Annotated in this window: 16 protein-coding genes; 8 read left to right on the top strand and 8 right to left on the bottom strand. The window is 74.2% G+C overall.

Annotated elements, in window-relative coordinates; genetic code table 11:
- Positions 1–205: 205 nt before the first annotated feature.
- The 4 genes from UO65_RS15420 to UO65_RS15405 all read left to right on the top strand — a co-directional run bounded on the left by UO65_RS15420 (position 206) and on the right by UO65_RS15405 (position 4,469).
- Positions 206–1,207, top strand: a complete 1,002-nt coding sequence (locus UO65_RS15420; RefSeq protein WP_035283144.1) for a Gfo/Idh/MocA family oxidoreductase — start codon at positions 206–208, stop codon at positions 1,205–1,207.
- On the top strand, positions 1,204–1,881 hold the full coding sequence (locus UO65_RS15415) for a hypothetical protein (protein ID WP_052021217.1): 678 nt from the start codon (positions 1,204–1,206) through the stop codon (positions 1,879–1,881). The genes UO65_RS15420 and UO65_RS15415 overlap by 4 nt, the downstream gene beginning before the upstream one ends.
- A complete protein-coding gene (locus UO65_RS15410) occupies positions 1,878–2,915 on the top strand; it encodes an Ldh family oxidoreductase (RefSeq protein ID WP_035283143.1) in 1,038 nt (345 codons plus the stop codon). The genes UO65_RS15415 and UO65_RS15410 overlap by 4 nt, the downstream gene beginning before the upstream one ends.
- Positions 2,916–3,155: 240 nt before the next feature.
- On the top strand, positions 3,156–4,469 hold the full coding sequence (locus UO65_RS15405) for an FAD-dependent oxidoreductase (protein WP_035283142.1): 1,314 nt from the start codon (positions 3,156–3,158) through the stop codon (positions 4,467–4,469).
- Positions 4,470–4,643: 174 nt separating this feature from the next.
- Here UO65_RS15405 and UO65_RS15400 read toward each other — a convergent pair whose 3' ends face one another.
- Positions 4,644–5,180, bottom strand: coding sequence for an EF-hand domain-containing protein (locus UO65_RS15400; protein WP_035283141.1), 537 nt, complete (start codon positions 5,178–5,180; stop codon positions 4,644–4,646).
- Positions 5,181–5,638: 458 nt separating this feature from the next.
- Here UO65_RS15400 and UO65_RS15395 point away from each other — a divergent pair, with 458 nt between their 5' ends.
- Positions 5,639–6,868 carry a nucleotide sugar dehydrogenase gene (locus tag UO65_RS15395; protein ID WP_035283140.1) on the top strand — a complete coding sequence of 410 codons (1,230 nt, stop codon included), beginning with the start codon at positions 5,639–5,641 and terminating at the stop codon, positions 6,866–6,868.
- A gap of 94 nt (positions 6,869–6,962) precedes the next feature.
- Here the strand turns inward: UO65_RS15395 and UO65_RS15390 are convergent, their stop codons facing one another.
- The 4 genes from UO65_RS15390 to UO65_RS15375 all read right to left on the bottom strand — a co-directional run bounded on the left by UO65_RS15390 (position 6,963) and on the right by UO65_RS15375 (position 11,607).
- Entirely contained in the window at positions 6,963–8,426 is a 1,464-nt protein-coding gene (locus tag UO65_RS15390; protein WP_035283158.1) for an AlkA N-terminal domain-containing protein, read from the bottom strand.
- Positions 8,427–8,787: 361 nt separating this feature from the next.
- Positions 8,788–10,428 carry an ABC-F family ATP-binding cassette domain-containing protein gene (locus UO65_RS15385; RefSeq protein ID WP_035283139.1) on the bottom strand — a complete coding sequence of 547 codons (1,641 nt, stop codon included), beginning with the start codon at positions 10,426–10,428 and terminating at the stop codon, positions 8,788–8,790.
- On the bottom strand, positions 10,425–11,351 hold the full coding sequence (locus tag UO65_RS15380) for an alpha/beta hydrolase (RefSeq protein WP_035283137.1): 927 nt from the start codon (positions 11,349–11,351) through the stop codon (positions 10,425–10,427). Before UO65_RS15380 ends, UO65_RS15385 begins: the two co-directional genes overlap by 4 nt.
- 34 nt (positions 11,352–11,385) lie before the next feature.
- Positions 11,386–11,607: a hypothetical protein gene (locus UO65_RS15375; protein WP_146241432.1), complete on the bottom strand. Its 222-nt coding sequence runs from the start codon at positions 11,605–11,607 to the stop codon at positions 11,386–11,388.
- Between the two features lie 306 nt (positions 11,608–11,913).
- Between UO65_RS15375 and UO65_RS15370 the strand changes: the two genes are divergently transcribed.
- The gene (locus tag UO65_RS15370; protein WP_035283133.1) at positions 11,914–13,029 is read left to right on the top strand and encodes a S1 family peptidase; all 1,116 of its coding nucleotides are present in this window, start codon (positions 11,914–11,916) and stop codon (positions 13,027–13,029) included.
- Between the two features lie 58 nt (positions 13,030–13,087).
- Here the strand turns inward: UO65_RS15370 and UO65_RS15365 are convergent, their stop codons facing one another.
- Positions 13,088–14,278, bottom strand: a complete 1,191-nt coding sequence (locus UO65_RS15365) for a cysteine desulfurase-like protein (RefSeq protein WP_035283157.1) — start codon at positions 14,276–14,278, stop codon at positions 13,088–13,090.
- 54 nt (positions 14,279–14,332) lie between these two features.
- Here UO65_RS15365 and UO65_RS33370 point away from each other — a divergent pair, with 54 nt between their 5' ends.
- Positions 14,333–14,743: a DUF1707 SHOCT-like domain-containing protein gene (locus UO65_RS33370; protein ID WP_063935947.1), complete on the top strand. Its 411-nt coding sequence runs from the start codon at positions 14,333–14,335 to the stop codon at positions 14,741–14,743.
- Between the two features lie 54 nt (positions 14,744–14,797).
- Here UO65_RS33370 and UO65_RS15355 read toward each other — a convergent pair whose 3' ends face one another.
- On the bottom strand, positions 14,798–15,691 hold the full coding sequence (locus tag UO65_RS15355) for a helix-turn-helix transcriptional regulator (RefSeq protein ID WP_035283131.1): 894 nt from the start codon (positions 15,689–15,691) through the stop codon (positions 14,798–14,800).
- A gap of 60 nt (positions 15,692–15,751) precedes the next feature.
- Positions 15,752–16,555, bottom strand: coding sequence for an SDR family oxidoreductase (locus UO65_RS15350; RefSeq protein ID WP_035283129.1), 804 nt, complete (start codon positions 16,553–16,555; stop codon positions 15,752–15,754).
- 229 nt (positions 16,556–16,784) lie between these two features.
- Here UO65_RS15350 and UO65_RS15345 point away from each other — a divergent pair, with 229 nt between their 5' ends.
- Positions 16,785–17,225: an SRPBCC family protein gene (locus UO65_RS15345; protein ID WP_035283127.1), complete on the top strand. Its 441-nt coding sequence runs from the start codon at positions 16,785–16,787 to the stop codon at positions 17,223–17,225.
- The last annotated feature ends 50 nt before the right edge of the window (positions 17,226–17,275 follow it).

Below are 17,275 nucleotides of genomic sequence, written 5' to 3'. Positions count from 1 at the left end.
GCCCGGCTGATCCGTTGCGCGGCAAGGGAAACAAAAGAGCACTCGGACGTGTGGTGTGACGCCGTTCGTTTTGACATCCACCCGGCCCACCGCTCGGGCGACCATGAATTTCACCCACACGATCGAGTGGCCCGCGTTGACACGCCTGCCCGGTGGGACAAGCCTTCCAAGCGCAACCCGACACCCCCGCTGGAGGCACGCACCGATGCTGGGCACGCTCGTGGTCGGACTCGGTCGGGCGGGCGGCGGCCTGCACCTGCCGGTGCTGCGCAGGCTCGGCCACGGCAGCGGCCGCGCCCTGGGCAGGCCCCCGATCGTCGTGGTGGACCCCGGTGTCGTCGTCCCGGTGGCCCCGGACCTGCTGGTCGCCACCAACCTGGCGCACGCGGCGGCGCTGGTCGACCCGGAGCGCACCGCCGTGCACCTGTGCACCCCGCCGAACGCGCGGCTGCGCCCGCTGACCGAGCTGGCCGACCTGGGCTTCCGGCGGATCGTGGTGGAGAAGCCGCTGGCGGTCGACGAGGTGGAGCTGGCGGCGATCCTGCGGCTGCGCGCCGCGGCCGACCTGGACCTGGTCCCGGTGGCGCAGTGGCGGTGCAGCGAGCTGACCCGGCGCGTCCGCGCCGTGCTGCGCGGCGGCGAACTGGGCGCCCCGCGCTCGATCGTGTTCACCCAGAGCAAGCCGCGCTTCGGCCGGACCGTCTCCGGCGACGAGCACCCCAGCGCGTTCGACGTGGAGGTGCCGCACTCGCTCGCCGTCGCGCTGCGGCTGGCCGGACCGGCCGCGGTGACCGCCGCGGGCCTGACCGACATGCTGCTCGGCGACGCCGTGTTCTCCGGCCTGGGCGGGGCGTGGCTGCGGCTGCGGCACGACTCCGGGGTGCGCACGGAGATCCGCACGGACCTGACCGCCCCGGTGCGCGAGCGGCGGATCACCGTCGAGCTGGAGCACGGCACCCTGGTCGGGCACTACCCGGTGAGCGCGGCGGACGAGTACTCGCAGCTCGTGGTGCGCACCAGGGGCACCCAGTCGCACTCGGTGTTCCGCGACGACTCGCTCACCGCGTTCATCGCCAGGGCCCACCAGCACTTCGAGGGCACCAACCCGATGCTCGACGAGCCCGCCACCGGCGCCGCGGTCGTCACCCTGCTCGCCGGGGCCAAGCGGCTGGCGGCTGGCCGCGTCCCGGTCGGGGCCGCCCGGTGACCCTGCTCGCCCGCCTGGCGACCACCCCGGAACCGCCCCCGGCCGGGCCCGGCTGGCGCGGGGTCGACCTGGGCTTCCCGGTGGCGGCGCTGCCGGAGGAGGAGTTCATCGAGCTGGCCGCGGTCGTCGAGCGGCGCGACCTGGTCACCGTGTGCGTCGACTCGACCATCGGCGCGGGCACCATCACCGACGACTTCGGCACCGACCTGGAGGAGCTGCGCGTGCTGGCCGAACGCTGCCCGGCCCTGGGCACCCGGCAGGTCCGCGTCGGCTCGCCCACCAACACCGGCCTGCACGCCGACGACTGGGAGTACCGGGTGCTGCGCAGGCTCCGCGAACTGGCCCTGCGCGCCGAGCAGGCCGACCTGGTGCTGCTGCACCCGAGCACCGGGGGCTGGCCGGACGGCGCCGAGGCCCGGCTCGGGCACCTGCTCACCGAGGCGGGCACCCCCGCGCTGCGCCTGCTGCACACCACCGGCGCGGGCCCGCTGACCGCCTTCGTCGCCGAGCGGACCGCGCACGTGCGGGTCGCCGACGTCGGGTCGGCGCGGCTGGCGGCGGAGCTGGCGCTGCTCGCCGCGCACGGCTACCGGGGCGCGCTGACGCTGGCCGACGACGACGCGGGCGCGGGCAGCGCGTTGCAGGCGCTGACCTCCGGGCGGGCGGAGCCGTGACCCTGGTCGACGCCGACGCGCTGCTGGCGTTCACCACCGACGTGTTCACCGCGCACGGCCTGCCCGCCGGGGACGCGCGGGCCTCGGCGGAGGCGCTGTGCCACGGCGACCTCACCGGGATGGCCTCGCACGGGGTGGCCAACCTGACCCGGATCTACCTGCCGCTGCTGGAGTCCGGCCGGGCCAAGGCCGACGCCAAACCGGAGCGGCTGGTCGACCGGGGCGCCACCGTGCTGGTCGACGGCGACCGCGGGCTGGGGCTGTGGCTGGCGGGCGCGGCGGTGGAACTGGCCGCGATCCGCGCCGCCGACTACGGCGTCGGGGTGGTGTCGGTGCGCAACGGCACGCACTTCGGCTGCGCCGGGCACCACGCGCTGCGCGCGGTCGGGCAGGGGATGATCGGCGTGGTCATGGCCAACTGCGGCCACCAGCAACTCGTCCCCGCGCCCACCGGCGGACCGCGGCTGCTGGGCACGAACCCGCTGGCGGTGGCCGCCCCCGCCGGTGAGCACCCCCCGTTCCTGCTGGACATGAGCACCACCACCGCCCCCACCGGCAAGGTCCGCGCGGCGGCCCGCGCCGGGGAGCCCGCGCCGCCCGGCTGGCTGGCGGACGCGGACGGCCCGGTGACCGACCCGGCCGCGCTCGACGCGGGCACCGCCCGGCTGACCTGGCTGGGCGCCCCCGGCCCGGCGGAGCACAAGGGCTTCGGCCTGGGCCTGGCGGTGGAGGTGCTGGCCGCGCTGCTGCCCGGCGCCGGGCTGGGACCGCCCGCGGGCACCGGTCCCGACGACGACATCGGCTTCCTGGCACTGGCCCTGGCCCCGGACGCCCTGCGCACCGGTTTCGCCGCCGACGCGGGCAGCGTGTTCGGCGCGGTCCTCGACGCCGGGGCGACCTACCCCGGCCTGCCCGAGTCGGTGCACAGCGCCCGGTCCCGGGCCGAGGGCGTGCCCCTGGCCGACGGGCTGTACGCGGAACTGGAGCGGGTCGCCGCCGCGCTCGACCTGACCCCGCCGACGGTGCTCGGGTGACCCGGGGTCACCCGGCGCCCGACCCCGCCCCCGGAGAACCGGAGAGGACCACCGCGATGCCCCAGCCGCACCGCCCCGCACCGACCGGGGACTCTTCCTCCCGCACCGCGCCGTCCTCGGGGGTGTGCGCGTGAACCGGGGACCGGTGGGCTGTCCGGCGCCCGCAGAGCTGGAGAGGACCACTGCGATGCCCGACCCACGCCCCACCACCCGCACCGCGCCGTCCGCCGGGGTGTGCGCGTGAGCCGGGCGCTGGTGGTGGGCGGGAGCGTCGCCGGGTTGCTGGCGGCGCGGGTGCTCGACGAGTGGTTCGACGACGTCCACCTGGTCGAGGCGGACGAGTTGCCCGCCGGGGCCGGGCCGCGCACCGGGATCGCCCACGGCGACCAACTCCACGTGCTGCTCACCATGGCCCAGGAGCTGCTGGACGGGTGGTTCCCCGGGATCGTCGACCGGGTGGCCGCCGACGGCACGGTGCGCTGCGGCGCCGGGGAAGCCCGGATGCTGGTCGACGGCGTGGCCCGGCCGCCCGCGCCGGGCCTGGTGCCGCTGCCGGTGCGGCGGTGGCTGCTGGAATCGCACCTGCGCCGGGAGGTGCTGCCCCGGCCGGGGGTCCGGCTGTTCCGGGAGCGGGTGGTGGGGCTGCTCGCGGACGCGGGCCGGGTGCACGGGGTGCGGTTGGCCAGTGGGCGCGAGATCACCGGGGTCGACCTGGTCGTGGACGCCAGCGGGCGGGGGACCCGGATCGGCGAGTGGCTGCGCGGGATCGGGCACCGGCCGCCGCCGAAGCGGCGGCTGAACCTCGACCTCGGGTACGCCACCGCGCTGTTCCACCGCTCCCCCGACCAGCGCCTGGACGACCTGGGCATGGTCCACTCGATCCGGTCGGTGGACTGGGCCCCGCCGGGGGTCGGGGTGCTGGCGCCGGTGGCGCCCGACCGGTGGGTCTGCGGCATCTCCGGGTACGGCGCCGACCGGCCGACCGCGGACCCGGCGGAGTTCCGGCGGCGGTGCCTGCGCGAGCCCGCGCCCGCCTTCGCCGAGCTGGTGCGCCGCTGCGCGCCCGCCGGACCCGTCGCGGTGCACCGGTTCCCGCACGCCCTGCGGCGCGACTTCCACCTGGCCGAGGACTTCCCGGCGGGGCTGGTCGCGGTGGGCGACACCGTGGTGTCGTGCAACCCGGTCTACGGGCAGGGCGTGCCGTCGGCGGCGCTGCACGCGGGCGCGCTGCACGCCTGGCTGCGGGCGGGGGCGGGCGGGGACCTCGACAGCGCGGACTTCTTCGCCCGGCTGCGGGTGCTGGCGGACGCGGTGTGGCAGGTGGCGGCGATCGAGGACACCCGGCTGCCGCACGTGACCGGGGACCGGCCGCGCGGGCTGCGCGCCCTGCACGCGGTGAGCGGCCTGGTCAGCCGGGCCGCGCGGACCGACGACGTGGTGGCGCGGGAGTTCACCGACGTGGTCAACATGCGGTCGCACCCCTCGGCGCTGAGCCGCCCCGGCATCCTCGGCCGGGCCGTGCTCGCCGAGGCCCGCTCCCGGTTCACCCGCTGACCGCCCTGCCCACTGCCCACTCTGTCCACAACGGACACCGATCGTTCCCGGGTGCGCAAAACGCTCGGCTGGAACGTCCCAGCCGAGCGCCTCGCCGCGACGACCCCGACCCGGTCGGTCACCCGTGGTGCGACGGCCCCGGGAACCCCGGCTCGGAGTTTTCTCGGGCCGGGGTCAGCGGCCGAGCAGCGGGATGTCGTTCTTGCCCTGGTGGTAGTCGCGGACCGCGGTGACCAGCTCCTCCACCGTGAGGCGGCCGCTGCCGTCGTTGTCGATGCGCTCGAAGGTGGTGTCGGCCTGCTTGGCATCGACACCCACCGCCTTGAGCCAGCGCTGGAACTCCTGCGGGTTGACCTCGCCGTCGCCGTCGGTGTCGCACAGGTCGACGATGGCCTCGATGGTCGGGCGCAGGCTCCGGTCGAAGCCCGCGTCACCGCCGCGGACCACCTCGGAGTCGGCGGCCTGCATGAACTGCTCCTCGGTGACCGCGCCGTACGGGCCGACCCCGGTCATCTCGGCCAGCTTGTCCCACATGGACAGGTACGCCGTGAACAGCCTCCGCCCCTTGGGCGAACCCTCCTGCTCGCCGAAGTTCTGCAGCAGGCGCCGCGCCTCGGTCTCGTAGTCGGTCCGGTCGATGGTCCCGTCGCCGTTGGCGTCCCAGAGCTGGAAACGACGCTTCAACCTGCTGTCCTGGACACTTGCGGTCACGACCGTGCTCCTTCGCAGTCAGTGGAAAGTCCGGGGCGACCCGCGCCCCGGAAATCGACACTAGCAACGTTCCCGACATTCGGCGCACGTCTCACACCCCCTTTTCGGGTGCACTTCCGATCCAGTCGCACATGCCCTGAGCTGCGACGATACATGCGGGAAAGGGAACAATTCCTGCATGTGCGGAGGGTGACCGGAGACCTATCAATGGTGTGACGGGTCCTACCCGGGTCAGCGACTGCGGTGTTCGGAGAATGAAGACGAGAATGGCCGCACCAGTTGTTCCCGCCGGGGAAGGAAGTCCATGCCGCACCTCCGCGCAGTCGTGCCGAGCGCTGCCGCCGCCTGCCCGCCCGCCGCCCCCGCGGCCGGGGGCTCGCCGGACCGGGTGGTCGTCTCCCAGCACGGTTCCAAGGCCTGACAACCGGTTCCAGACCGAGCGGAGGGAAGCACCGAAGGTGGCCGTGGACCTGGTGGTCGTCGGATTGGGGTACGTGGGGCTGCCGTTGGCGGCGCGCGCCTGCGCGGCGGGGTTGACCGTCGTGGGCGTCGACACCGACGCGGCGGTGGTGGAGGCGTTGCGGGTCGGGCGGTGCCCGGTGCCCGGCGTCGACCCGGCCGTCCTGGCCCCGGAGCGCTTCACCGCGACCACCGGGTTCTCCGCCGTCGCCGCCGCCGACACGGTCGTCATCTGCGTGCCGACCGGTCTGGTCGACGGCGAGCCGGACCTGCGCGCGGTCATCGGCGCGGGCCGCTCGGTGGGTGAGCACCTGCGCCCGGACACGCTGGTGGTGCTGGAGTCCACCAGCTACCCGGGCACCACCGAGGAGGTCCTGCAACCGCTGCTGGCGGCGCGCGGCCTGGTGCCCGGGATCGACTTCAACCTGGCCTACTCCCCCGAGCGGGTCGATCCGGGCAACGGCCGGTTCGGGCTGCGCAACACCCCGAAGGTGGTCAGCGGCCTGACCCCGTTGTGCGCCAAGCGGTGCGCGGCCTTCTACGAGCAACTGGTGGACACCGTGGTGACCGCCGCCGGGATGCGCGAGGCGGAGACGTCGAAGCTGCTGGAGAACAGCTACCGGCTGGTCAACATCGCGCTGGTCAACGAACTCGCGGTGTTCTGCGAGCGGTTGGGCATCGACGTGTGGGACGTGCTGCGCTGCGCGGGGACCAAGCCGTTCGGCTTCGAGCCGTTCCGGCCCGGCCCGGGGGTGGGTGGGCACTGCATCCCGGTGGACCCGCGCTACCTGGCCGCGCGGGCGCGCGCCGAGGGGCTGCCGTGCTCGATGGTGAGCACCGCGCAGGAGGTCAACGCGGGGATGCCGGGGTACGTGGCCCGCCGGGCGAAGGACCTGCTGGCGGCGGCGGGGGTGCCGCTGCCCGGGGCGCGCGTGCTGCTGGTGGGGGTGACCTACAAACCGGACGTGCCGGACCTGCGCCACTCGCCCGCCGTCGGGGTGGTGCGGGCGCTGCGGGCGCTGGGCGCCTCGGTGGCCTACCACGACCCGCACGCGCCGGTCTTCGCCGTGGACGGCGAACCGGTGCCCGTCGAACCCGCGCTGGACGCGCCGGTCGACCTGGTCGTGCTGTTGCAGGACCACCGCTGCCTCGACCTGGCCGTGCTGACCCGGCAGCCGGTGCTCGACACCCGGGGTGTGCTGGAGGGAGACCTCGTCCGCAGGCTCTGATCGGGCGCCACACCGGGAACACCCCTGTGGTGGGACCATCGGATGACTGTCCGAACCAGACTGTCCTGCCGGTCGGACCCGTCCCGGGAAAAGCTCAGGCGGGCTGGTTGTTCACCTGGAGTTCGTTGACAGACCACAGGTATTGCACGGCGTAGGCCCGCCACGGCCGCCAGGCGGCGGCGTGCGCGGCCAGGGTGGCCGGGGTGAACGGCAGCCCGAGGGTGCGGGCGGCGGCGCGGACCCCGATGTCGCAGGCGAGGAACGCGTCCGGGTCGCCCAGGGCGCGCATGGCGATGGTCTCCACGGTCCACCGGCCGAAACCGGGCAGCACCGCCAGCCGGGCCCTGGCGCGTTCCCGGTCGGCGCCCACCCCCAGGTCGATCGCCCCGCCCGCCAGTGCGGAGACCAGCGCGACCAGCGACTCCCGGCGCCCGCGGGGCAGCCCGAAGCGGTCCGGGTCCAGGGCGGCCAGGGTCGCCGGGAGCGGGAACAGGTGGGTCAGCCCGCCACCGGCGTCGGCCACCGGGTCGCCGTGCTCGGCAACCAGCCGGGCGATGTGCGTGCGCGCGGCGGCGGTGGACATCTGCTGCCCGACCACCGTGCGCACGGCGAGCTCGGCACCGTCGACGGTGCGCGGCACCCGCCTGCCGGGTTCGCGGCGCACGTGCGGGGCCAGCACCGGGTCGGCGGCGAGCAGGTCGTCCACGGCCACCGGGTCGGCGTCGAGGTCGAGCAGCCTGCGGCACCGGCTGATCGCCCGGGACAGGTCGCGCAGGTCGGTCAGCGCCAACTGGCAGGCGATGTGGTCGGCGGTGGGGCGCAGGGTGGCCACCCCGCTGCCGTGCGGCAGCCGCAGCGTCCGCCGGTAGGCGCCGTCGCGGAACTCCTCAACCCCGGGCACGGCGGTGGCGGCGAGGTGGCCGAACAGGTTGTCCGGGCACAGCGGTTCGCGGAACGGCAGCCGCAGCGAGATCACCCCCGGGCTGGCGACCTGCCTGCCCGCCCGCAGCCGCAGCTCGGTGGGCGGCAGCGCGAACACCTCGCGCACGGTGTCGTTGAAGGTGCGGATGCTGCCGAACCCCGCCGCGGCGGCCACCTCGCTCATCGGCAGCGCGGTCGTCTCGATCAGCAGCCGGGCCGTCTGCGCGCGCTGGGCGCGGGCCAGCGCCAGCGGACCGGCGCCGAACTCGGCCAGCAACTGCCGCTCCACCTGGCGCACGCTGTAGCCAAGCCGCGCGGCCAACCCCGGCACCCCCGCCCGGTCCACCACCCCGTCGGCGATCAACCGCATGGCCCGGGCGGCGAGGTCGGCGCGCTCGTTCCACTCCGGCGAACCGGGACTGGCGTCCGGCCGACACCGCTTGCAGGCGCGGAAACCCGCGCTCTGCGCCGCGGCGGCACTGGGGAAGAACGTCATGTTCTCCGCCTTGGGCGGCATACTGGGGCAGCTGGGCCGGCAGTAGATCCGGGTCGTCCGCACCGCGGTGTAGAACCAGCCGTCGAAACGCGCGTCCTTGGAACGAACGGCACGCACGCAGCGATCAAAATCCTCATGCACCCGGTAGAGGATGATGGTCGCCACCAATGCGCCGCTAGCGGTAAAACGACGCGGAGTTCCTACTTTCGGGTAGGGTCGCTTTCCCGCCGGCCACCGTGCGTGCCCGATCCCTCACCCCGGCGCGATCCCGCACTGTCCCGATCGGATGCTCGCGCAGGTTCCCCTGCGGTGTCGAGGATTCCTTTTCTTCCGGGTGGCGAGCGGGGAAGCCGAGCCGGTCGCTTTCGTGGACAGTCCCGTCCACGATGTCCGCCCCGCGCCCGGTGAACGCCCGTACGGTCTAACGGCGCGGCCCCCGAGGTGGGAGATCCCACTGCTCGGTGGCGATCCCTCATTCCGGTGGTGCCGCCGGGCTGTGGGGTCAGTCCCGTTCGCGGACGGTTCCTCCCGCGACCTCCACCCTGCGGTTGACCGAGACCGCGTCGAGCATCCGGCGGTCGTGGGTCACCAGCAGGAGGGTGCCGGGGTAGGTGGACAGGGCGCTCTCCAGTTGTTCGATGGCGGGGAGGTCCAGGTGGTTGGTGGGTTCGTCGAGGACCAGCAGGTTGACCCCGCGTGATTGCAGCAGGGCCAGTGCCGCCCTGGTGCGTTCGCCCGGGGAGAGGGTGGCGGCGGGGCGCAGGACGTGGTCGGCGCGGAGGCCGAACTTGGCCAGGAGGGTGCGCAGGTCGGCGGTTTCCCAGTCGGGGACGTGGCGGCCGAAGGCGTCGAGGAGGCGTTCTTCGCCGAGGAAGAGGGCCCTGGCCTGGTCGACCTCGCCGACCTTGACGCCGGGGCCCTGGTGGGACTCGCCCTCCGCCAACTCCGCGCGGCCGAGCAGGGCGGCGAGGAGGGTGGACTTGCCCGCTCCGTTGGCGCCGGTGATGGCGACCCGGTCCGCCCAGCCGATCTCCAGGCTGACCGGGCCCAGGGTGAACGTGCCCCGGCGGACGACGGCTTCGCGGAGGGCGGCGACGACCGCGCCGGTGCGGGGGGCGGCGGCGATCTCCATCCGCAGCTCCCACTCCTTGCGCGGCTCCTCGACCACCTCCAGGCGTTCGATCATGCGGTCGGTCTGGCGGGCCTTGGCGGCCTGCTTCTCGCTGGACTCCGCGCGCAGGCGCTTGCCGATCTTGTCGTTGTCGGGGGCCTTGCGCCGGGCGTTGCGGACGCCCTTCTCCATCCAGTTGCGCTGGGTGCGGGCGCGCGCCTCCAGGTTGGCCACCGTGCCCGCGTACTCCTCGTACCGCTCGCGGGCGTGCCTGCGGGCCACCTCGCGCTCGTCGAGGTAGGCCTGGTAGCCGCCGCCGAACTCGCGGATCTGCTGTTGGGCGAGGTCCAGTTCCAGCACCCCGGTGACGGTGCGGGCGAGGAATTCGCGGTCGTGGCTGACGACCACCGCGCCCGCGCGCAGGCCGGACACGAACGCCTCCAGGCGGGCCAGGCCGTCGAGGTCGAGGTCGTTGGTGGGCTCGTCGAGGAGGAACACGTCGTAGCGGCTCAGCAGCAGCGACAGCATGCCCGCGCGGGCCGCCTGGCCGCCGGAGAGGGCGACCATCTGCTGGTCGAGGCGCACGCCGAGGCCGACCTCGGTGGCGGCGTCCTCGGCTCTGTCATCCAGGTCCGCGCCGCCGAGGGCCAGCCAGCGCTCCAGGGCCACCGCGTACTCGTCGTCGGCGCCGGGGGTGCCCGCGCCCAGGGCCTCGGCGGCGGCGTCCATGACCCGCTGGGCCTCGGCGACGCCGGTGCGGCGGGCCAGGAAGGCGGCCACGGTCTCGCCGGGGCGGCGGTCGGGTTCCTGCGGGAGGTAGCCGACGGTGGCGTCCTGCGGGCTCAGCCGGACCTCGCCCTCCTCGGCGGGCAGCAGGCGGGCGAGGGTGCGCAGCAGCGTCGACTTGCCCGCGCCGTTGACCCCCACCAGGCCGATCACGTCGCCGGGGGCGACGACGAGGTCAAGGCCGGTGAACAGCACGCGGTCGCCGTGGCCCGCGGCGAGGCCCTTGGCCACCAGGGTGGCGCTCATGCCAGCTCCGCCCGGAGGGTGGCCGCGACCTGGGCGATGGCGGCGCGGGCGGCGTCGAACAGGACCAGACCGCGGAAGAAGTCGTGCGCCTGGCCCTGGTAGCAGACCGACACCGTGGGCACGCCCGCCTCGGCCAGGGCGTGCGCGTACGCCTCGCCCTCCGGACGCAGCAGGTCGTACTCGGCGGTGATGACCAGCGCGGGCGGCAGGCCCGCCAGGTCGGCGGCCAGCGGGGACAGGTCGGGGTGGGTGCGGTCGAAGCCCTCGGGGGCGAAGCTGTCCCAGCAGAAGCGGCCGTCGGCGACCTGCACCGCGCGCAGCTCCTCGGGCAGGCCGGGGACGGCGGCGGCGGACCGGTCGGCGGTGGGGTCGATCACCGGGTAGACCAGGACCTGGCTGGTGAAGCCCGCTCCGACGTCGCGCCAGCGGCGGGCGGTGACGGCGGCGAGGTGCCCGCCCGCGGAGTCGCCGACCACGGCGACGCGGTGCGGGTCGAGGCCGTGCTCGGCGGCGCCCTTGCCGCGCAGCCACAGCACGGCGTTGTCGATGTCCTCGAACGCGGCCGGGTACGGGTGCTCGGGGGCCAGCCGGTAGCCGACGGCGGCCACGGCGGCACCGGACAGCGCGGCCAGGTAGCGGCACACGGCGTCGTAGGTGTCGAGGTCGCCGTTGACCCAGCCGCCGCCGTGCAGGTAGACCACGACCGGGGCGCCGGACTCACCGGACTCGCCGGGCAGGTACAGCCGCACCGGCACACCCCCGGCGTCCACGTCGGTCACGGTGGCCACCTCGGTGCCCGGGCCGGACACCGCGCCCGCCTGCGCCCGCAGCAGCGCGCGCAGCCTGGGCAGGGACTCGCCGGTGACGGCCTCGCGCGGCGGCGCGGCGGCCAACACGGTCTGGACCTGGGGGTGCAGGGGCACCCGCCCCACCTCCGCTTCGCTCCGGCCGCCGCGGTCACTCCGGCGGCGGCACCGCGTCCATGATGTCCGACCGCGACACCCACTCGGGGACAGGCCCGTCATCCGGGCCCAGCGGGCGCAGCGGCAGGCCCAGTCCGCGCCGGGGCGGGCCCGCGACCATGCCGATGCCGATGAACCGGGCCCGGCCGCGGTGCAGGTCCCAGGTGTGGAAGGTGATGATCCAGCCCGGCGGCGGCCACCCCCCGACGACGTCCATGCCCATCCCCCGACCTCCACACGCTCATCACCGGGAGTGGCATCGCGACTAGCGGTCTTCACCCGAACAGGTCAATTGAAGAGCCTGTTCGAGCGATGGACAGTCAGTGGATTCGCCTACTCGTTTGCTGATCATCCGGTGGGAAAATTTCTGAACCGACTTTCGTAGGGTGCCCCACCTGGTCAAGCGCGATCTAGCGTTCCCCCCAACGGATGGTTACTCCCAGCGAGGGTTCCGCTGAACGGGGGACCGCCATTCGGCTTCCCGGGGCCTGCCCCGGTCCCTGCGAGCAAGGAGGAAGTCCCCATGCGCAGAAGTCTCGCCGGCGTCGCGGGTCTCGTCGGGTTGGCGGCCACCGCCGTGGTCACCGCCGGACAACCCGCGAGCGCCGCCCCTGGCGCACTGGTCCCGGCGTTGCAACGCGACCTCGGCCTCAGCACCGATCAGGTCGAGCAGCGGCTCACCCGGGAGAGCGCCGCCCGCGGCCTGCTCCCGGCCGCGCGGACCGCCGCCGGTGCCGCGTTCGGCGGTTCCTGGTTCGACCGGGGTTCGCTCGTGGTGGCGCTGACCGACCCCGCCCTGGCGGGCGCGGTCGAGTCGACCGGCGCCCGGAGCACCGTCGTGGCGCACACCGCGCGCGCCCTGGACGCCACCAAGGCCGCGATCGACGAGAAGGCCACCGCCACCGGGGCGCCGAAGGCCGTCACCGGCTGGTTCGTCGACCCCACCACGAACTCCGTGGTCCTCACGGTGATCAAGGGCGCGTCGGGCGCCGAGGTCACCTCGTTCGTCGACGGCGCCAAGGCCGCGGGCCCGGTGCGGGTCGAGGAGACCACCGCGGCGCCGCGCACCCTCGGCGGCCCGGTGACCGGCGGGAACGCCTACTACATCAACGGCGCCGGGCGCTGCTCGGTCGGCTTCTCGGTGTCCGGCGGCTTCGTCTCGGCGGGGCACTGCGGCTCCTCCGGCGACAGCGTCACCGGCGACGACGACTCGGCGATGGGCACCTTCCAGGGCTCGTCGTTCCCGGGCAGCGACTACTCCTGGGTGCGCACGAACTCCTCCTGGAGCGGGTCCCCGACGGTGAACGGGTACGGCAACGGCAACGTCACCGTGACCGGCTCGTCGGTGGCGGGCGTTGGCGAGAGCGTGTGCCGCTCGGGTTCCACCACCGGCTGGCACTGCGGCACCATCCAGGCCACCGACCAGACGGTGAACTACCCCGAGGGCACCGTCAGCGGCCTCACCCGGACCAACGCCTGCGCCGAGCCGGGCGACTCGGGCGGCTCGTGGGTCAGCGGCAGCCAGGCCCAGGGCGTCACCTCGGGCGGTTCCGGTGACTGCACCTACGGGGGCACCACGTACTTCCAACCCGTCAACGAGATCCTGAGCGCCTACGGGCTCTCGCTGACCACCGGCTGACCGGGAGCGGGTCACACCCAGGCCCGCCCGGGACACGCGTCCCGGACGGGCCTGGGTGCTATGCCAGGGCGGCCAGCAGTCGGTCCACATCGGACTCGTCGGTGTACGGGGCGATGCCCGCGCGGACGGCGCCCGCGTCCCCGAGCCCGAGGTGCCGCGCGCACTCCAGCGCGTAGAAGTTGCCCGAGGGCGCGTTCACCCCGACCGCGGCCAGCAGCTCGCTCACTTCGCGCGGCGCCTTTCCCGCGACGCTGAACAGGACCGTGGGCGTGCGCCGCGCGGCGGTGCCGTGCAGCGTGATCCCGGGCAGGGCGCGCAGACCGGCCTCCAGGCGGTCGCGCAGGGCGGTCTCGTGCGCGTCCACAGCCGCCATCGAGACCGCCAGCCGCTCCCGCCGGGTCCCCGCGCCCGGCACCAGACCGGCCAGGAAGTCCACCGCGGCGGTGGTGCCCGCCAGCGCCTCGTACGGCAGCGTGCCCAGCTCGAACCGCTCCGGCACCGCGTCCGACGACGGCAGCAGCTTGTCCGGCCGCAGCGTCTCCAGCAGCGCGGGCGCGGCGGCCAGCACCCCCAGGTGCGGGCCGAGGAACTTGTACGGCGAGCACGCGTGGAAGTCCGCGCCCATCGCGCCGACGTCCACCAGGGCGTGCGGTGTGTGGTGCACCCCGTCGACGAACAGCAGCGCCCCGGCCGCGTGCACGGCCTCGGCGATCGCGGGGACGTCGGGTCGGGTGCCCAGCAGGTTCGACGCCGCCGTCACCGCCACCAGCCGGGTGCGCGGGGAGAGCACCGCCTCCACGGCGGAGGTGGGCAGTTCGCCGGTCGCCGGGTCGAAGTCGACCCGGCGCACGGTCGCGCCGACCGCGCCCGCCGCCTGCACCCACGGGCGGATGTTGGAATCGTGGTCGAGCCGGGTCACCACCACCTCGTCCCCCGGCCCCCAGGACTTCGCCAGCACGCGGGACAGGTCGTAGGTGAGCTGGGTCATGCTGCGGCCGAACACGACCCCCACCGGGTCCACCGCGAGCAGGTCGGCCACCGCCCGGCGGGCGGCGCTCACGACGGCCTCCACGCGCAGCTCGGCGGCGGTCACCGAACCCCGGTTGGTCAGCCCGGCGACCATGGCCGCGTGCACCGCGTCGGCCACCTCCAGCGGGACCTGCGACCCACCCGGTCCGTCGAAGTGGGCCGTGCCACCGGCCAGGGCGGGGAACCGGGACCGCACGCGGGCCACGTCGTAGGTGCTCACCACCGCAGGATAGGTACTCACCACAACCCGGGTGTCCTGCGTAGAGTGAGCACCATGGGGACAGGGCGTGAGGCTCGACTCCGGGTCGGCACCACGGACCGCGAGCGGGCGGTGGAGGCGTTGGGCGTGCACCTCGCCGAGGGGCGCCTGGAGGTCGGCGAGTACTCGACCCGCTGCGGGGCCGCCGCGGGCGCCCGGACCCGCGCCGACCTGCTGGACCTCTTCGACGACCTGCCCGCCCCGCACCCGGTCCTCGACAACCCCGCGCGGGCCGAGGTGGCCGTGGTCGAGCCCGAGCACAACCCGCTGCTGGAACGCGCGGACCCGGAGCGGACCCGCAAGATCGTGCTGGCCTTCCTGGGCGTGGGCGTCGTCGGGGTGGTCGCGGTCGTGGCGGTCACCTCCACCTGGTGGGCGCTGGCCCCGATCCTGATCATCGGGTTCGTGTTCCTGCTGGCCAGCTAGCAGCTCGACCGGGTGATCGCTCTCGCTGCCCGGTGCCGCCGGGCCGGGGGTGGACTACCCGTTGTGCGCTTCGCGCTCGGTCGCCGGTGCCTCTCGGGTGGCCGCCCACGACGCCAGGAGCGCCAGGTTGTCAGCGGTCGGCGTGTCCACGGGTGCGGTGTAGACGTTCAGGAGCAGGCCGGGTTCGGCGGACAGCTCCATCGACTCGACGTCCAGGTCGAGCCTGCCCACCACCGGGTGGTGCACGCGCTTGCGCCCGGACCGGTGGAGCCGAACGTCCTGGGACGCCCACCGCTGCCGGAACAGCTCACTGCGCGTCGACAACTCACCGACCAGGGCGATCAGCTCCTCGTCGTGCGGGTCGCGGCCGGCCTCCATGCGCAGCTTCGCGGCCACATCGCAGGCGATCCGGTCGTGGTCGACGAAGAACGCCCTCGCCGCTCCCGGGTCCAGGTACACGAACCGCGCGGTGTTCGCGGGCCGTCGCGTGCCAGCCAGCACGGGTGAATACAGCGCGCGGGCGAGGTGGTTCGTGGCCAGGACGTCATAACGGCCGTTGCAGATCCACGCCGGGGCATCGGTGATGGCGTCGAGCACCCGTCGGAGCGCCGGACGCACCGTCACGGCGGGTCGCCGTCGGCGTGGACCGCCGGGCGCCCTGGACTGCCGCGCGAGGTGGAACAGGTGGTCGCGCTCGGCCTCGTCGAGCTGCAAGGCGGAGGCCAGCGCGTCGAGCACGCCGTCGGAGGCACCGGCGAGGCTGCCGCGCTCCATGCGCACGTAGTAGTCGACCGACACCCCCGCCAGCAGCGCCACCTCCTCGCGGCGCAGACCCTTGACCCGGCGATTGCCGCCGTAGGCGGGCAGGCCCGCCCGCTCGGGTGCGATGCGGGCGCGACGCGAGCTGAGGAACTCCCGGATGTCGGTGCGCAGATCCGTCGTGGCCACCCCCTCACCGTAAGCCCGCCCCGCGGTCCGAGGGAGGCACTGCGGGTACCCCGACGCCCGCTAGGTGCCCGACGCGGTCGTGGCGATGCCGCCGTCCACCGGGACGATGCTGCCCGTGAGGTAGGCCCCGGCCCGGCTGGCGAGGAACACGGCGACACCCGCCATGTCGTCGTCGCGGCCGAGCCTGCGCAGCGGGGCCTTCGCCGCGATCGTGTCGCCGACGGCATCGATCGTGGCCGCCATCATCTGCGAGGGGAACACCCCTGGAGCCACCGCGTTCACCGTGACGTGCTGCGGGCCCAGCTCCCTGGCGAGCACCCTGGTGAGTTGGTGCAGTGCCGCTTTGCTGCTGGCGTAGGAGTAGTTGGGCGAATCGGCGACGTGGATGGCGGCGATGCTGCCGACGTTGACGACCCGCGCGGGATCATCGGCGGTGCCCGCCCTGCGCAGTGCCGGGAGCAGCGCCCGCACCAGCCAGAACGGCGACTTGAGGTTGAGGTCGAGCACCGCGTCCCAAGCCTCGTCCGGGAACGTCTCCAGCGGCTCGCGCCACATCGCTCCCGCGTTGTTGACGAGGATGTCCAGGCGTTCCGAGTCGGCCCCGACCAGATCGGCGAGGCGCAGGCACTCGTCGTGCCTGGACAGGTCGGCGGGGATCGCGCGGACGTCGCCGAACTCGGACAGCAGGCGCTGCGCCTGCGCGCACGCGTCCGCCTTGCGTGAGCTGACGACGACGCGGGCACCCGCCTGGAGCAGGCCGCGCGCCACCATCATCCCGATGCCCCGGGTGCCGCCGGTGACAAGGGCGCGCTTCCCGCTCAGGTCGAAGAGTTCCGCGTGGGTGGTGAATCGGTTGTCCGCCATCGGTCTCTTTTCCTCCTCGGTGCGGCTGGGAGCCGGCTCGACCAGGTTGACGGGCGTTGTGGACGTCCGGGAGACCCTGGTGGTACAGGCACTGCGAGAACCCCCCCGCAGTCGACGTGCGGGCAGCCCAGCGGCCCCGAGCAGCGAGAGCGATCACCCGGTCGACGGTGCGCGTCGAGCCACCGGGTCTCGATCCCGGCCGGACCCGGATCGCGGTTAGGCTCCGGTCATGGCAGCCAAGCAGGTCTCCGACACCCGGGTCATCGCGACAACCCCCGAGGTGATCTTCGCCCTCCTCGCCGACCCCGCCCAGCACCCGGTGATCGACGGTTCCGGCACGGTCACCGGCGCCCGCCCCGGGGCGCAGCGGCTGGCGCTGGGGTCGAAGTTCGGCATGGACATGAAGATGGGCCTGCCGTACAAGATCCAGAACACGGTGGTGGAGTACGAGGAGGGCAGCCGCATCGCCTGGCGCCACTTCATGGGCCACCGCTGGCGCTGGCAGCTCGAAGACCTCGGCGACGGCACCACCAGGGTCACCGAGACCTTCGACTGGTCGACCGCCAAGTCCACCTTCGCCATCGAACTGGCCAAGTTCCCGGCCAAGAACCTCAAGGGCATCCGGGCGACGCTGGACCGACTGGAGGAAATGTTCCCCGGGTCGGCCTAGGCCGTGTTTCGAAAGCCCGTGTTCGCGATAGCCGCGCCGAGGCGGCCCCT

This window comes from Actinokineospora spheciospongiae (assembly GCF_000564855.1).
Taxonomy (GTDB): Bacteria; Actinomycetota; Actinomycetes; order Mycobacteriales; family Pseudonocardiaceae; genus Actinokineospora; species Actinokineospora spheciospongiae.
This window is presented reverse-complemented; position numbering and strand designations above follow the sequence as displayed.

What these genes read in the sequence shown, in the direction of transcription:
- UO65_RS15420 (WP_035283144.1), top strand. Translation starts at nt 206, where the DNA reads ATGCTGGGCACGCTCGTGGTCGGACTCGGTCGGGCGGGCGGCGGCCTG.
- UO65_RS15385 (WP_035283139.1), bottom strand. Translation starts at nt 10,428, where the DNA reads ATGAGCGCCACCCTGGTGGCCAAGGGCCTCGCCGCGGGCCACGGCGAC.
- UO65_RS15375 (WP_146241432.1), bottom strand. Translation starts at nt 11,607, where the DNA reads ATGGACGTCGTCGGGGGGTGGCCGCCGCCGGGCTGGATCATCACCTTC.
- UO65_RS15370 (WP_035283133.1), top strand. Translation starts at nt 11,914, where the DNA reads ATGCGCAGAAGTCTCGCCGGCGTCGCGGGTCTCGTCGGGTTGGCGGCC.
- UO65_RS33370 (WP_063935947.1), top strand. Translation starts at nt 14,333, where the DNA reads ATGGGGACAGGGCGTGAGGCTCGACTCCGGGTCGGCACCACGGACCGC.
- UO65_RS15350 (WP_035283129.1), bottom strand. Translation starts at nt 16,555, where the DNA reads ATGGCGGACAACCGATTCACCACCCACGCGGAACTCTTCGACCTGAGC.
- UO65_RS15345 (WP_035283127.1), top strand. Translation starts at nt 16,785, where the DNA reads ATGGCAGCCAAGCAGGTCTCCGACACCCGGGTCATCGCGACAACCCCC.